Raw genomic sequence first — 14,529 nt, 5'->3', positions numbered from 1 at the left:
CAAAAAAGGTCTGATTTCCCAATTTTAATGCTGGGAAATCGGACCTTTTTATATTTATATATAGTGCAAAATAGCACTTAAAATGAGTGCGAAATAACTCCAAAAGTGACAACTATGATTTTATCAGTCTACTATACTTGTATCAATAGAGTACACTCTATTGATATATAATTGAACTAATTAACTGAATAATTATGGAAATGGGATGATACTGAATGAAAATTGCGAGAGGTAGAGAATTGCTTACACTGGAACAGAGGCAGGATTTTATGCAAATCCCTGAAGATGAATGGATATTGGGGACCTACTTCACTTTTTCCAAACGGGATTTAGAAATAGTTAATAAGCGAAGGAGAGAAGAAAACCGTTTAGGGTTTGCTGTTCAATTAGCTGTTCTTCGGTATCCCGGTTGGCCATACACTCATATCAAAAGCATCCCGGAATCAGTCATACATTATATATCGAAACAAATCGGTGCCACTCCATCTTCGATTAGTCTTTATCCTCAAAGAGAAAATACACTTTGGGATCATTTGAAAGAACTTCGAAGTGAATACGACTTTGTAACTTTTACTCTAAGAGAATATCGAATAGCATTTAAGCATCTTCATCAAGTAGCTTTGGAAAATGGTGATGCCATACATTTACTACATGAATGCATAGATTTTCTAAGAAGAAATAAAATCATATTACCTGCTTTCACCACACTTGAGAGAATGGTGTGGGAGGCAAGGGCGATGGCTGAAAAGAAGCTATTTAACATGGTTAATCAATCTCTAACAAAAAAGCAAAAAGAAAAGCTGGAAGAGGTCATTACTTCGCAGCATCCATCCGAATCCAATAAAACGATATTGGGTTGGTTAAAGGAACCACCAGGTCATCCTTCACCCGAAACATTTCTAAAAGTAATAGAACGACTCGAATACATACGAGGAATGGAATTAGAAACGGTACAAATTAGTCATTTGCATCGCAATCGCCTGTTACAGCTATCTCGCTTAGGTTCAAGATATGAGCCTTATGCATTCCGTGACTTTCAAGAAAATAAACGATATTCGATATTAACCGTCTATTTATTACATCTTACTCAGGAGTTAACGGATAAGGCATTTGAAATTCATGACAGACAAATACTAAGTCTGTTATCAAAAGGCCGTAAGGCGCAAGAAGAAATTCAGAAACAAAACGGTAAAAAGCTAAATGAGAAGGTAATACACTTTACGAACATCGGACAGGCTTTAATCAAAGCAAAAAAGGATAAACTAGATGTTTTTGAGGTTTTGGAATCTGTTATTGAATGGAATTCTTTTGTTTCTTCTGTAGAAGAAGCTCAGGAGCTTGCACGTCCTGCTGACTATGATTATTTAGACTTACTGCAAAAACGCTTTTATTCACTTAGAAAATATACGCCGACGCTATTAAGAGTATTAGACTTTCATTCTACAAAGGCAAATGAGCCACTTTTACAAGCTGTAGAGATTATCCGAGGAATGAATGAATCTGGAAAGCGAAAAGTACCTGATGACTCACCAGTGGATTTTATTTCAAAACGTTGGAAAAGGCATTTATACGAGGATGATGGTACAACAATTAATCGTCATTACTATGAAATGGCTGTTTTAACGGAACTTCGGGAGCATGTTCGGGCAGGAGATGTTTCCATTGTTGGTAGCAGGCAATATAGAGATTTTGAGGAATATTTATTTTCAGAAGATACATGGAATGAAGCGAAGGAGAATACGAGATTATCAGTTAGTTTATCATTCGAAGATTATATGACGGAGAGAACCAAAAGTCTTAATGAAAGGTTAAAGTGGTTAGCTGCCAATTCCGTTAAGTTGGACGGAGTTTCTCTTGAAAAAGGAAAGATATCAATTGCACGCTTGGAAAAAGATGTTCCGGAAGAAGCAAAAAAATTTAGTGCAAGCCTGTATCAGATGCTACCAAGAATAAAATTAACCGATTTACTGATGGATATTGCTTATATAACAGGATTTCATGAGCAATTTATTCATGCTTCCAATAATCGAAAACCGGATAAAGAAGAAACAATTATTATTATGGCTGCTCTTTTAGGAATGGGAATGAATATTGGTTTAAGCAAAATCGCTGAAGCAACACCCGGACTTACATATAAGCAATTGGCCAATGTATCACAATGGCGCATGTATGAAGATGCAATGAATAAAGCCCAAGCCGTATTAGTAAATTTTCATCACAAATTGCAATTGTCCTCCTATTGGGGAGACGGTACAACATCCTCGTCCGATGGTATGAGAATGCAGATAGGCGTTTCATCGCTACATGCAGATGCAAACCCACATTATGGAACTGGAAAAGGAGCCACCATCTATCGTTTTACAAGTGATCAATTTTCTTCTTATTACACAAAGATTATTCACACTAATTCAAGGGATGCGATTCATGTTTTGGATGGTTTGTTACACCATGAGACGGATCTAAATATAGTAGAGCATTATACAGACACAGCTGGTTACACAGACCAAATATTCGGACTGACCCATTTATTAGGATTTAAATTTGCTCCAAGAATACGAGATTTATCAGACTCGAAATTATTTACAATAGATAAGGCAAGTGAGTATCCAAAATTAGAAGTCATTTTACGTGGACAAATAAATACAAAGGTCATTAAAGAGAATTATGAGGATGTTTTGCGATTAGCTCATTCTATAAGGGAAGGAACAGTTTCAGCATCCCTTATTATGGGGAAATTAGGTTCTTATTCAAGACAAAACAGCTTGGCTACAGCCTTACGTGAGATGGGCCGAATAGAAAAAACGATCTTTATTTTGAATTATATTTCGGATGAATCATTAAGAAGAAAAATACAAAAAGGATTGAATAAAGGAGAAGCCATGAATGGACTGGCAAGAGCTATTTTCTTCGGAAAACAAGGCGAGCTTAGGGAACGAACCATACAGCATCAATTGCAAAGGGCCAGTGCCTTAAACATAATTATCAATGCCATCAGTATCTGGAATACTTTACATCTAACAAAGGCAGTTGAATATCAAAAACGGTCAGGTAGTTTTAATGAAGAATTATTGCACCATATGTCACCTCTAGGTTGGGAACATATTAATTTACTTGGAGAATACCATTTTAATTCGGAGAAAATGGTCTCGTTAGATTCTTTAAGACCCTTGAAACTTTCTTAACGTTGTTAAAACTGGGGGAATCGTCTTGAAAATGGGCTTAGCGTTGTAAATCCGCATTTTCCTGACGCTACCCCTTGTCGGCGGGGCATATGGAGGAAAATCGGCTATTCAATTGGAGTTTATTGCTTATCTTGCTTCAAGTGCGATAGGTGGACAAAAAGTACAATTAATCAATTCTAGAGAGGAAGATTTCATTACTTCACCCGTTCACCTTGGACTTGATGCGAAAGTCAAATTAGGGTGTGATGCAGAAGGCTATCTACAGGCTGCGGAAATTACGCTGCTTTTTGACGGCGGTGCCTATTCCGATAAAGCGGTCGATATGAGCCGGGCAGCGGCAACAGACTGCACAGGTCCTTATCAAGTTGAGAACTTATGGTGTGATTCATTCTGCATGTACACAAACCATCCATACGCGACTTCTTTTCGCGGATTCGGCCATCCAGAATCAACGTTTGCCGTCGAACGCGCAATCGAACGTTTAGCGGAAAAACTCGGCATGGACCCAATTGAATTTCGGTGGAAAAACGCTATCAGACCGGGGCAAACAACACCGACACAAGTCATTTTAAATGAGAGCAGAATCGGGAATGTGCGCCGCTGCATTGAAAGAGTAAGAGAGTTGATTAATTGGGAGGAAGGCCGGCGAATTGAAATTACTCCTGAACGTATTCGGGCGAAAGGGGTAAGCTGTTTTTGGAAAAACTCGAATATCGATACAAATGCCGGTTCTGGTGCCATTTTAAAGTTTAATGAAGATGGCACTGTTCATCTGAATTGCGGCGTCATTGAAATCGGAACCGGATCACGAACTGTTCTTGCACAAATTGCTGCCCAAAAGCTGGGAATCGATGTGGACCAAATTTACGTTGAGATGGATATCGATACGAGCTCCACACCTGAACATTATAAAACGGTTGCTTCCCGCGGACTGTGGATGGCCGGGAGAGCCGTGTTGGCCGCAGCCGAAGATGCCATCGGTCAATTGCTGAACGTAGCCGCTCAAGTGTTCCGTGTTTCTTTAGACGATCTCGATATCGGAAAGGGATTCGTTTTTCTAAAAGACAATCCTGCAAGAAAGCTCGCATTGAAAGAACTTGTCTATGGCTATGTCTACCCGAATGGCAATGCGATCGGAAGCCAGGTTATCGGGAGAGGAAGCTATACGCTGCGCGGGATGACTTTTTTAGATCCAGAAACCGGAAAAGGTGTGCCAGGCCCTGATTGGACGGTTGGTGCCCAGGCGGTGGAAGTGGAGTGGAACAAGCGGGATTATACGTATAAAATTTTACGGGCGGTCACCGTCATTGATGCCGGAACGATCATCAATCCAAAGCTGGCACAGGGCCAGGTAAAAGGCGCCATGCATATGGGTTTAAGTTTTGCTAGCAGGGAGGGCTTTATATTTGGTCCAAACGAAGTCGTTGAAACTACCCAATTCCGCACATACAAAGTTCTCCGGTATGGAGAAAATCCGGATTATACGGTCGATTTCGTCGTGACGCCATCCCGGGAAACGGCTTATGGGCTGCGGGGAATTGGGGAACATGCGCTCATTGGCATGCCAGCCGCGTTAGCGAACAGCCTCTCAACTGCTGCCGAAGTGCATCTTAATCGTCTTCCGCTTACCCCGGAACTTATTTGGCGAATGAAGACAGGTGGTGTAAGATGATTGGATTTGACTTTGAATATTATCGTCCTGCCACGTCAAATGAAGCGGTTAAACTCTATGAATCGCTTCAGGCACAGGGAAAGCGTCCGGTCTATTATGCGGGCGGTACCGAAATCGTCACATTTGCCAGGCTTAATCAAATTGAAACAGGGGCTGTCATTGACATTAATAGTATTCGTGAATGCCGGGTCTATCAGTTTAATACCAGTGAGCTTGTTATTGGAGCGACAGTAACGTTGACGCATCTGGCGGAAACGTCCGCCTTTCCCCTTCTTTCAGTCACAGGCGGACGGGTTGCTGACCATACAGCTCGAAATCAAATTACCATCGGCGGAAATATTTGCGGTGAAATCAATTATAAGGAGGCACTATTGCCTTTTTTGTTAGCGGAAAGCAATGTCATCATCGCCGGAAACAATGGCTATCAAGACAAACCGATCATGGAAGCATTTAATAAGCGTTTGCAATTAGAGCCCGGGGAATGCCTTGTTCAAATTGTAACTGACCGAAAATATTTAAACTTACCGTACTTCAGTGTAAAGAAGCGAAAGATCGATGTGATCGATTATCCGCTTCTTACGCTTACTGCATTGAAGATCGATAATACGATCCGTGTAGCCTTCAGCGGGCTTTGCGGATACCCGTTCCGCTCAAGGGAAATTGAAACGATTCTTAATAATCATGAACTTTCTCGTGAAGAACGAATCGAGCAAACGGTTCTACATTTGCCCGCACCTGTGCTGGACGATTGGATTGGATCGGCAGAGTATCGATTGTTCGTCTTGAAAAATACGTTAGAAGACATGTATTTGGCATTGGAAGGGGAGTCATTATGACAGATCAATCCCACACTCGTTTTTCTGTGGCTCTAAATGTAAATGGTGTGAAAAGAAAGACGGAAGTCCGTTCGGCAGACATTTTGCTTGATGTCTTGCGAAATAATTTTGGGTTAACTGGCGCGAAACCGGGGTGTTTAAACGGAGATTGCGGATCGTGCACCGTTCTTGTCAACGGATGGCCGATCAAATCGTGCATGATGCTGGCGGTTGCAGCAAGCAATACGAATATCGTAACAGTAGAAGGATTGAAAGGCTCCGCCACCCAGCGGGCCTTTATTGAAAAGAATGCTTTTCAATGTGGCTATTGTACTCCCGGTTTCATCATGAATATTGAAGGACTTTCGGCCATTCATCCTGATGCCGACGACAGTATCATTGAAGAGTGGCTCCAATCCAATATATGCCGATGCACGTCCTATGAAGAAATTAAAGCAGCTGTGTATAAAGTGTTAGGGAAGAAACCAGAAGCAGGCAGATAATACGTAATGAACAGCCATATCAAAAAAAGGTGCAGAGCTTTCTGCATCTTTTTTCCTTTTTTCGTAATTATCCGCTAGAATAAAATCATGCTTATTATTTTTAAAAAGGAGATTAGAATCATGAATGAAAGCTTTTATGTTGGATGGGGAACTCTTGCACTTATTAACGCGGGTCTTGCACAGGGGAAAAATCGCACCGGACTAAACTGGTTTTTATTGTCTATTATTCTTGGACCTTTAGCGACGCTTGCCTTGCTTTTCGTTGAAAAAAGAGAAAAATAATTCGTTTTGTGCAAACCGTTAACGATTTAACTCGAAACCTCTTTTTTGCCTATTTCATTAAATGATAGAAGGTTTTTGTACGATTGACAGTATGTTTTAAAAATAGAACACTTTTAAAAAAAGGATTATATCAGAGTTTGTCGAATGATTCTAAAAGAGTTTAATAGAGGGGAGAAAACGTTTATGGATTTACGCTACCCGGTTGGGCAATTTATATTTGATGGCCATATAAGCCCTGAATTAATCGAGGGTTGGATAAAAGAAATTGAAAATGCGCCTATCCAACTGAAGGAGGCTGTGCAAGACCTTAATGATGAACAGCTGGATACGCCATATCGCTCCGGAGGCTGGACCGTTCGCCAGGTCGTCCATCATTTAGCCGATAGCCACATGAATAGTTTTATTCGTTTCAAATTGGCCATAACAGAAAATAGTCCGACGATTAAACCCTATAGGGAAGATAAATGGGCAGAACTTCCCGATTCGAATCTTCCTATTACTATTTCACTTGTCTTATTAGAAGCATTACATAAAAGGTGGGTCGCTTTATTGCGCTCATTAAACGCTTCAGATTTTGAAAAAACGTTTAACCATCCTGAACTAGGCGATCAATCGATTGCAACGGCCATTGGCTTGTATGCCTGGCATGGTCGTCACCATATTGCCCATATCTCTTCTCTGCGCGAGCGGTCAGGATGGTAGAACAATAAAATTCTTATTCTAATTGGAAGTGAAAACATGAAAGGCAACGTTCATTTAATAAAGCCGACATTCAAGTTACAGGATGAATATCTCTCGTTTTACGAAGAATGGAAAGATTCGGGTGAAGAGATGATCCCGAGGGTGATAAAAAGAGAACCGTATCCGTTTAAAGAACTGGTTCAATTTCTAAGAGATTCGGAAAGCGGGGAGAATTTACCTGATTCTTACGTTCCCCATTCGACATATTGGCTCGTGAATGAAGGAAAGAAGATAATCGGGGCAGTGAATATCCGTCATGAACTAAATGAAAAGCTGTTGAATAGCGGGGGACATATTGGTTACGGGATACGTCCTTCAGAAAGGCGGAAAGGCTATGCGACCAGGCTTCTTACATTAGCACTGGAAAAAACAAAGGAAATGGGATTAAAAAAGGTTCTAGTCTGTTGCAACAAAGATAACATCGGGTCTGAACGAACAATTTTAAAAAATGGCGGAGTGTTTGAAAATGAATACATTGAAGATGATGGAAACATTGTCAGACGCTTTTGGGTTCTTTTGTAGGTGAATTGAAGTTTCGGAAAAGAAGAGGGCATAAAACCGGGGGAGGCCAGTTCCTTTTTCTTTTCCTACTGAGGGTCAAGCTTATTCCACATTTTACACCAACGCTTTAAAGTTGTAAATATCAAAAGATAACAAAAATTCAGATGGTTGGAATTACCTTTTTTATCCGAAAGACTCTGTTTTAACCGGGCCAAAAGCCTCTTGTTTTATAAGGGATACGTTTATACACTTTTACATATGTCAGTAACCATCACCAGAGGAGGGTTCCAATGCCAATTAGCCACTATGGTGTATTAAAAGGAAAAGTGACGGATTCGATGAAAGGAAATGAAGACAGCCCTCATTACCAGGTCCTCGTTGAAGATGATCAAGGGACTAAGTACCGAATAGCGATCAACATTAAATCGCAATCTTATCCTTCTGAAGTTTTATACTTTGTTAGCGACGATTTTAATTCTGGCAATATTACGCTGCTGCCTGGCATACCGTCCGGTTTTACAGAAATTAACGATAATCGTTCAGGGCTCGCCCTCGATTATATTCGCGGAAATTTATTTGACCCTAAGAAAATGATTCCATTGCCGGCAGATACACCGGGACCGGACAACGATTTAAATGATAAAATCAACTACTATATTGAAAAGGCTAAAAATGAAAAAGCGGTCATTTACGCATATGGAGATAAGTGGGGACCAGAGCCCGATAAACCAGATCAATATTTTAACTTTTTGCCTGGCAACGGCATCCATGATATCCATATGAACCAGGGCAACGTTGGCAAATGGGAAAAAGATAATGGAACATGGCAAGATGGCGGCGTTTTAATTTATTTTGAGGAATCTCAAAAGTGGGTCGGCATTTTTTTGGCTTTCCAATCACAGTCATGGTGCACGGATGACCAGGGGAATGCGACTCGCCCCGTCAGTGAATGCAACTATTTGAATGCCGGAAAATCTAAAAAATAACTCCGCGCGGAAGCGGAGTTATTTTTTATGATGGTACTTTCTTCGTAGCCAGATGTGAAGGATTCGGCTGTTCCTTTGTTGTTCTCATCCGAATCCCTAACGAGCAAAAAACGATTCCTAAAACGCCAAGCAAAATATAGAGCATTCCCATTCCAATCCCGCCAATTGCCTGGCCTGCAATAATGCCCAAAGCGCCAACCATTTTGCCGATTTGAAAAACGAATCCATTAAACGCCATATACGCCCCGCGGCGAGAGTCATCAACGATATCTGCCAATAATGATTGTCTTGTCGGGACATATAAAAGTTCACCGATCGATAAAACAATGACGGCCATAAAGAGCAATAGTACATTGTTTGAGAAAGCAAGAAACGAATAACCGAATCCAAATAAGAGAAATCCTGTATACATGATCGGTTTGTCAGGTTTATGGCTGATCCATTTGGATACGAAAGCAGTAAACAAGACAATTATAACTGTATTGACGACTGTTAGAAGACTTAACAGCTTTACCCCGTCAACTATCAGATGTCCCATTCCAATCAAAGAAAACGTTTGAGGAATAATTTCTTTTTCCAATCTTACGGCAATAAAATTGTTTCGCTGAAATTCAATGGATAATACAGCGATGCCTCCTAATGTAAATAAGAGGAATGGCCAGTCTTTCATAACCGATTGATAGCTTTGAATTAGCGGTTTTAAGCCATACGAGCTTGTTGAACGTTGGGACGGCTTCATTTGATACGTTTCGATAATTAATGTGGCCGTCATCCAAAGCGTAATAAGCGACATCACAAAAAGCGCAACAATCAGCTCAAAGAAATGGCTGTTATATAGCCAGCCGCCGACGATAAGCCCGAGCATAATGGACAAATTGACAGCCCAATAGTTAATGGAATACATAAATGCACGCGTTTCTTTCGTACTGACGTCAATTAACATCGCTTCCGCTGCCGGATTGACAATCCCTGATGAAATGCTGATGGCAAGCAACATGAAAAACGTCATCCACGCTGATGTAAACCATGGGGAGTTCGCCAGAAGCATTCCGAGAAAAGCGATAACTTTCATCCATTCACCTGCTACCATCATCCGCTTTCTTCCGAGTGTATCGGCCAAATGCCCCCCGTATAAGCTCGCTATAAATTGGACGACCGTCTGGATCATCAATAAAATTCCCGCCCATGATGCATTCAGTTCTTTTGTAAAATAAATGGCCATAAAAGGAAAGATCATCGAGCCGATCACACGGCTTAAAAATGACGTATAAATTCTGATTCGAATATTTGGGTGTAGTTCTTTAAACATTGCTACAACCTCCTTTTCAAATTATTTTGCACTTTCAAAAAGGGGTTAAAAAGGGTACAATTCAAATAAAAATGTCCCCTTTTATCTTTTATATAGAAGCTCAAGGAGAAAGAAATGAAAGACATATCTTATTTTCAAATGAGGGCTTTTCTCTATCCAAGGGAAACTCAATTATCAGCCCCGTTTAAGTTACATGAATTAGAAGAAATATGGTTTTGTACGTTGAAAAATGTAAAACGGAAGCTTAAAAAGTTCGAGGATGACGGTCGTTTAGAATACTTGCCCGGAAAAGGGAGGGGACACTTGTCCCGGGTTATTTTTAAACAGCCATTTCAAGAAGAAGTCCGGAAAACGCTTGACGAATATGTAAAAGACGATCAGCTTGATTCGATTATCCAGCTGATGCAGCTGCCGATTCCAAAATCATGGTTTACTCATTTTGTAGGAGATGTACAAACGTTATTCGGTCTGCAGAAAGAGAATGGATCCAAAGATACGCTCCGTACGATGATGTCACGAAACATAACAACTTTGGATCCTTTGTTTGCATCAATTGCGTTTGAATCCTTTTTAATTCAGCAGCTTGGCGACACACTTGTCCGTTATGATGAGACGGCGGATTCCATTGTGCCACATCTTGCACACCATTGGACGGTTAATGAAAACCATACGGTATGGACGTTTTATTTAAGAAAAGGAGTCCGTTTTCATCATCAAAGCGTTTTAACGAGTGAAGATGTCATTCATTCGTTTCAACGCTTTATTAAGTACTCTACTCCGAATTTTTGGCTAGTTCAAGAGATTCTTTCGATCGAAAAATTGTCAGAATTCACCGTCCGGATTACTCTTAAAAAACCAAACCCGTTTTTTCTTCGATATGTTGGTTCCGCCAACTTATCTATTTTACCGAAGGATATTCCATTTGATGAACATCAATGGATCGGGACTGGTCCTTTTCTTTTAAAAAAACGTTCAGAAAAACAGCTGATTCTTGAAGCTTTTGATTATTATTTCCTTGAGCGGCCGTTTTTAGATGAAATTGAATTTTGGCGGGTCTCTCAGGAAACGATGCAGGTGATGACCTATCAGGTGGGGAAGGAAATCGAATGTGACCATCCCATACAAAAACAGGAAGTGGAAAACGGATTTCGTTTTCTTTCGTTCAATTTCAGGAAACCTTCAATCGTCCATCAACATTCTTTTAGAAAAGCGGTCTATCATTTATTGGATATAAAAGAAATGTGGAAAGAATTGAGGAGGGGAAAACTGGTAGAAGCATCAAGCTTTTTCCCGCAAAAATCTTCACCGGTGCTAAAAAGTCGTAGTCTTGTAAAACCATTGTTAGAAAAAGCTGGCTATAATGGAGAAACACTGACCCTTTTTTCCTTTAGCCATCCAAAAGCGATGGAAGAAGCTGAATGGCTGGTGAACAGGGCGAAGAAGGAAGGACTACGGCTTCGAATAGAAAATCTTGAAATGAAAGACTTCTATACTTCTAAATTAGAGAATGAGGCCGATCTTGCATTTATGGGAGAAGTTTCTTCAACAGATGCTCACTTATCATTTCTGGCTGCCTTTTATAATAATGCCCTTCTTTTTCGCAGGTTTTTGAAAGAGGATGATCTTTGTTTGATCGAAGGGTGGCTGGATCAAATGAAACAAGAAACAACGTATGAAGGCAGGGAGGCATGGATTGATAAAGTGGAGGACTACATTAGGAACGAGCATCTTTTCATTTTCACGCACCACCCGATTAAATACCGAACGTTCCATCCAATGATCCAGGACATTCAATTCCAATCATACGGCTATGTTGATTTGCGAAAATTATGGATTCAATAGATAAAGGGCAATAGCCGACATTCTAAAAGAATATCGGCTATTCAACCTTCGTTATGCTTCTAAAAATAAAAGTCAACTATTCTCCGCTTCAGCAGTACAAGTGTTCTTCTTTCGGATTTTTGGTAGTGTATTTATTTGGATTAACTTCCTCAACGAATCGATATTTACTAAAATAATACCGAGAATAATCGTAATCACCCCAAACAACATAAACCATGAAAATTGTTCATTATACAAGAAAATCCCCAACCCGAGTGCAATTAACGGGGAGATGTAAAGCCAGGTTGATGGAAATAAGGGGTTGGTTTTCGCAACAAGCCAGTAGTAAATCGTATGTCCTAACATGGACCCTGCAATGATTAAATATAAGAGGGATCCGATCGAACTTCTTGTTGCCAGTGTTTCGATGTGAATAGACTCCGTGAACAATGATAAAATGAGCAGCATCGCCCCGCCGTACATCATTTGAACGGCATTTAATGCCACAGGTGATTCATCCACAAAACGTGGAAGAATATGTTTGGAATACAACGTGCCCGATGCATAGCAAAGTTCTCCAGCCAGAATCGTAATGCATCCGATCATCCAAAAGAAACTCACTTTAATTGTCATGCCAGGCAAAATCAATAAAACGACGCCGGCAAATCCAACCAGGCAGCCGATCAGTGATTTTCTGGAAACCTTTTGCCTCAAGAAGAGCGTTTGAATCAACAGAATCATAATCGGGCCGGTAGCGGATAATACGGCCGCTATTCCAGAAGTAACGTAGTTTTCAGCCCAATACAGCGTTGCAAAGGTGCCAAATGTCAGCCCCATTCCCGTAAATAGCAATTCTTTTCGATAAAGAAGGGAAAAATTCGTTCGTTTTTTCAAAAGCATCCATATCATCAGAATGGATCCCGCAAGCAGAAAACGAAGGCCTGCCATGAATAAAGGCGGCGCGCCCGAATCGATTCCGATTTTTATGGCCAGGAAAGTCGTTCCAAAAATCAAGCACATCAGTACATAGTTGAAAATGATCATTTAAGTTCCTCCTCTTTTATAAACATCATAAAAGCTAAAGGACAGAACAGATATGATACAATAGAACAGATGAAGTTGGCAATTGGTTACAATTAAAGCTAAAAGGGCGTGGCGATCATGAAACCCTCTGATTTAATAACTAAAAATTCAAGCCGTCTTTTTGAGCAAATTTACGACCATATGATGAATAGAATAGAGCGGGGGGATTGGAAAGAAAATGAAAAGCTCCCTTCTATCAGGGCACTGGCTGAGGAATTGAACGTCCACCGCCTTACCGTCTTCAAAGCATATCAATTACTGAAACAGAACGGTAAAGTATATGTAAGGGACAAATCAGGCTATTATGTCATGCCGGAAAATAAACCGTTATTTCAACGATTGGATTATCCAATCCTATCGTCTTATGTACAAAAAAGCCACTTATCCGAAATTCATGGCATACCGGCCACTTATCAATTTTCTCAAGCCCTGATTGACCCCACTCTTCTTCCAAACTATTATTTTTCGGAATATGTGAAAAAGGTATTTGATCTTTATCCGAAAGTGCTTGGAACGTATTCTTCCGTGCAAGGAGATGAAGAGCTCAGGGAGTCTCTCGCCTGCTATTTTTCAGTGCATGAGGGCATCCAGGCAACATCAGACGATTTATTAATTACAACCGGCGCACAACAGGCTATCGATTTAATTGCAAAAGTTCTCATTAAACCGCAAGATGTAATATTAATAGAGCGGCCGACGTACAGTGCAGCCATCGATATTTTCAGGCAGCAGGGCGGACGAATGATCCCGGTAGAAATTCATCCCGATGGTTATTGCTTAGAGCAAGTTGAATTGAGTATGAAACACTATAGGCCAAGACTCTTTTATCTCAATCCTACTTTCCATAACCCGACTGGCTATACAGTCCCACAAGAGCAGCGCAAACAGTTGGTCGATCTCGCTGAACGTTACCAATGTCTTCTCGTAGAAGACGACTCTTACCGTGACATTTATTTTGGAGAGGAGCCGCCTCTGCCTATTTATTCATTTGATACGGATGGCTGGGTCATGTATGTCCGCAGCTTTAGCAAGTATATAGCCCCAGGTCTAAGGATTTCTGCTGTCGTAACCAATCCATCACTAATGAAGCATCTTTTAACCGCGAAATCGCTTGCCGACAATGGCACGCCTTTGTTGAACCAGAAAATTTTCTTGCATTACTTCAAATCCGAGCGGCTCCGGAAACACCTGGAAAAGCTCCGGATCGCCCTGAATATCCGAAAGGACGTCATGGAAGAAGAACTCAGGGAAACAGGTTGGGAATGGTTAAGTCCAAAAGGCGGGCTTAATTTGTGGATCAATTTGAAAAATAAAGAATCGATGGAAGAACTGCTTGCCAAAAGCATTGAACAATCCATCTCGTTTGTTCCCGGCTCTATTTTTGATCCGAACAGGGAGCTTGAGTCATGGATTCGGCTGAGCTTCTCTTATATTAATGAAAAGCAAATAAGGGAAGGGATGAAGCGTTTTGTTAATCTATTCTAAATTACACGGAAATTTGCAACGAAATAGCCGGTGTTTTTATGAAACAAATTTGGAGGATTAATGGTGTTGAAAATACGAAACGTAAACATGGGAGATTTGCCTGAACTTGTAGTCATTGAACATCTTTGTTTTACAAAAAAAGAGGCAGC

At 40.6% G+C, this 14,529-nt stretch carries 11 protein-coding genes and 1 pseudogene; 10 read left to right on the top strand and 2 right to left on the bottom strand.

Annotated elements, in window-relative coordinates:
* Window positions 1–215 precede the first annotated feature (215 nt).
* The 8 genes and pseudogenes from WD019_RS20620 to WD019_RS20585 all read left to right on the top strand — a co-directional run bounded on the left by WD019_RS20620 (window position 216) and on the right by WD019_RS20585 (window position 8,682).
* Window positions 216–3,182 (top strand): Tn3 family transposase, encoded by a 2,967-nt coding sequence (locus WD019_RS20620; protein ID WP_425712672.1) that lies wholly within the window; start codon window positions 216–218, stop codon window positions 3,180–3,182.
* A 52-nt stretch (window positions 3,183–3,234) separates the two neighbouring features.
* Window positions 3,235–4,854, top strand: a pseudogene (locus tag WD019_RS20615) (xanthine dehydrogenase family protein molybdopterin-binding subunit); the annotation flags it as partial.
* Window positions 4,851–5,690, top strand: a complete 840-nt coding sequence (locus WD019_RS20610) for an FAD binding domain-containing protein (RefSeq protein ID WP_425712671.1) — start codon at window positions 4,851–4,853, stop codon at window positions 5,688–5,690. The pseudogene WD019_RS20615 and the gene WD019_RS20610, both read left to right, overlap by 4 nt.
* Window positions 5,687–6,172, top strand: coding sequence for a (2Fe-2S)-binding protein (locus tag WD019_RS20605; RefSeq protein WP_026678157.1), 486 nt, complete (start codon window positions 5,687–5,689; stop codon window positions 6,170–6,172). The genes WD019_RS20610 and WD019_RS20605 overlap by 4 nt, the downstream gene beginning before the upstream one ends.
* A 120-nt stretch (window positions 6,173–6,292) precedes the next feature.
* Window positions 6,293–6,454 (top strand): hypothetical protein, encoded by a 162-nt coding sequence (locus tag WD019_RS20600; protein WP_425712670.1) that lies wholly within the window; start codon window positions 6,293–6,295, stop codon window positions 6,452–6,454.
* Window positions 6,455–6,637: 183 nt separating this feature from the next.
* Entirely contained in the window at window positions 6,638–7,156 is a 519-nt protein-coding gene (locus tag WD019_RS20595; RefSeq protein WP_425712669.1) for a YfiT family bacillithiol transferase, read from the top strand.
* A gap of 36 nt (window positions 7,157–7,192) precedes the next feature.
* Window positions 7,193–7,717 carry a GNAT family N-acetyltransferase gene (locus WD019_RS20590; RefSeq protein WP_425712668.1) on the top strand — a complete coding sequence of 175 codons (525 nt, stop codon included), beginning with the start codon at window positions 7,193–7,195 and terminating at the stop codon, window positions 7,715–7,717.
* Window positions 7,718–7,986: 269 nt separating this feature from the next.
* A complete protein-coding gene (locus WD019_RS20585; RefSeq protein ID WP_425712667.1) occupies window positions 7,987–8,682 on the top strand; it encodes a DUF2278 family protein in 696 nt (231 codons plus the stop codon).
* A gap of 25 nt (window positions 8,683–8,707) precedes the next feature.
* Here the strand turns inward: WD019_RS20585 and WD019_RS20580 are convergent, their stop codons facing one another.
* On the bottom strand, window positions 8,708–9,991 hold the full coding sequence (locus tag WD019_RS20580) for an MDR family MFS transporter (RefSeq protein WP_425712666.1): 1,284 nt from the start codon (window positions 9,989–9,991) through the stop codon (window positions 8,708–8,710).
* A gap of 114 nt (window positions 9,992–10,105) precedes the next feature.
* Between WD019_RS20580 and WD019_RS20575 the strand changes: the two genes are divergently transcribed.
* Window positions 10,106–11,833 carry an ABC transporter substrate-binding protein gene (locus tag WD019_RS20575; RefSeq protein ID WP_425712665.1) on the top strand — a complete coding sequence of 576 codons (1,728 nt, stop codon included), beginning with the start codon at window positions 10,106–10,108 and terminating at the stop codon, window positions 11,831–11,833.
* Window positions 11,834–11,905: 72 nt separating this feature from the next.
* Here the strand turns inward: WD019_RS20575 and WD019_RS20570 are convergent, their stop codons facing one another.
* A complete protein-coding gene (locus tag WD019_RS20570) occupies window positions 11,906–12,856 on the bottom strand; it encodes a DMT family transporter (RefSeq protein WP_026678152.1) in 951 nt (316 codons plus the stop codon).
* 117 nt (window positions 12,857–12,973) lie between these two features.
* On the opposite strand from WD019_RS20570, the gene WD019_RS20565 reads away from it, so the two are divergent.
* Window positions 12,974–14,380 carry a PLP-dependent aminotransferase family protein gene (locus tag WD019_RS20565; protein ID WP_026678151.1) on the top strand — a complete coding sequence of 469 codons (1,407 nt, stop codon included), beginning with the start codon at window positions 12,974–12,976 and terminating at the stop codon, window positions 14,378–14,380.
* Window positions 14,381–14,529 lie beyond the last annotated feature (149 nt).

The sequence above is a fragment of the Fictibacillus sp. Mic-4 genome (genome assembly GCF_049843615.1).
Taxonomy (GTDB): Bacteria; Bacillota; Bacilli; order Bacillales; family Fictibacillaceae; genus Fictibacillus_A; species Fictibacillus_A gelatini.
Note: the sequence above shows the minus strand (reverse complement) of the source record. Positions and strands in the feature narration are given on the sequence as shown.

What these genes read in the sequence shown, in the direction of transcription:
- WD019_RS20620 (WP_425712672.1), top strand. Translation starts at nt 216, where the DNA reads ATGAAAATTGCGAGAGGTAGAGAATTGCTTACACTGGAACAGAGGCAG.
- WD019_RS20610 (WP_425712671.1), top strand. Translation starts at nt 4,851, where the DNA reads ATGATTGGATTTGACTTTGAATATTATCGTCCTGCCACGTCAAATGAA.
- WD019_RS20605 (WP_026678157.1), top strand. Translation starts at nt 5,687, where the DNA reads ATGACAGATCAATCCCACACTCGTTTTTCTGTGGCTCTAAATGTAAAT.
- WD019_RS20600 (WP_425712670.1), top strand. Translation starts at nt 6,293, where the DNA reads ATGAATGAAAGCTTTTATGTTGGATGGGGAACTCTTGCACTTATTAAC.
- WD019_RS20595 (WP_425712669.1), top strand. Translation starts at nt 6,638, where the DNA reads ATGGATTTACGCTACCCGGTTGGGCAATTTATATTTGATGGCCATATA.
- WD019_RS20590 (WP_425712668.1), top strand. Translation starts at nt 7,193, where the DNA reads ATGAAAGGCAACGTTCATTTAATAAAGCCGACATTCAAGTTACAGGAT.
- WD019_RS20585 (WP_425712667.1), top strand. Translation starts at nt 7,987, where the DNA reads ATGCCAATTAGCCACTATGGTGTATTAAAAGGAAAAGTGACGGATTCG.
- WD019_RS20580 (WP_425712666.1), bottom strand. Translation starts at nt 9,991, where the DNA reads ATGTTTAAAGAACTACACCCAAATATTCGAATCAGAATTTATACGTCA.
- WD019_RS20575 (WP_425712665.1), top strand. Translation starts at nt 10,106, where the DNA reads ATGAAAGACATATCTTATTTTCAAATGAGGGCTTTTCTCTATCCAAGG.
- WD019_RS20570 (WP_026678152.1), bottom strand. Translation starts at nt 12,856, where the DNA reads ATGATCATTTTCAACTATGTACTGATGTGCTTGATTTTTGGAACGACT.
- WD019_RS20565 (WP_026678151.1), top strand. Translation starts at nt 12,974, where the DNA reads ATGAAACCCTCTGATTTAATAACTAAAAATTCAAGCCGTCTTTTTGAG.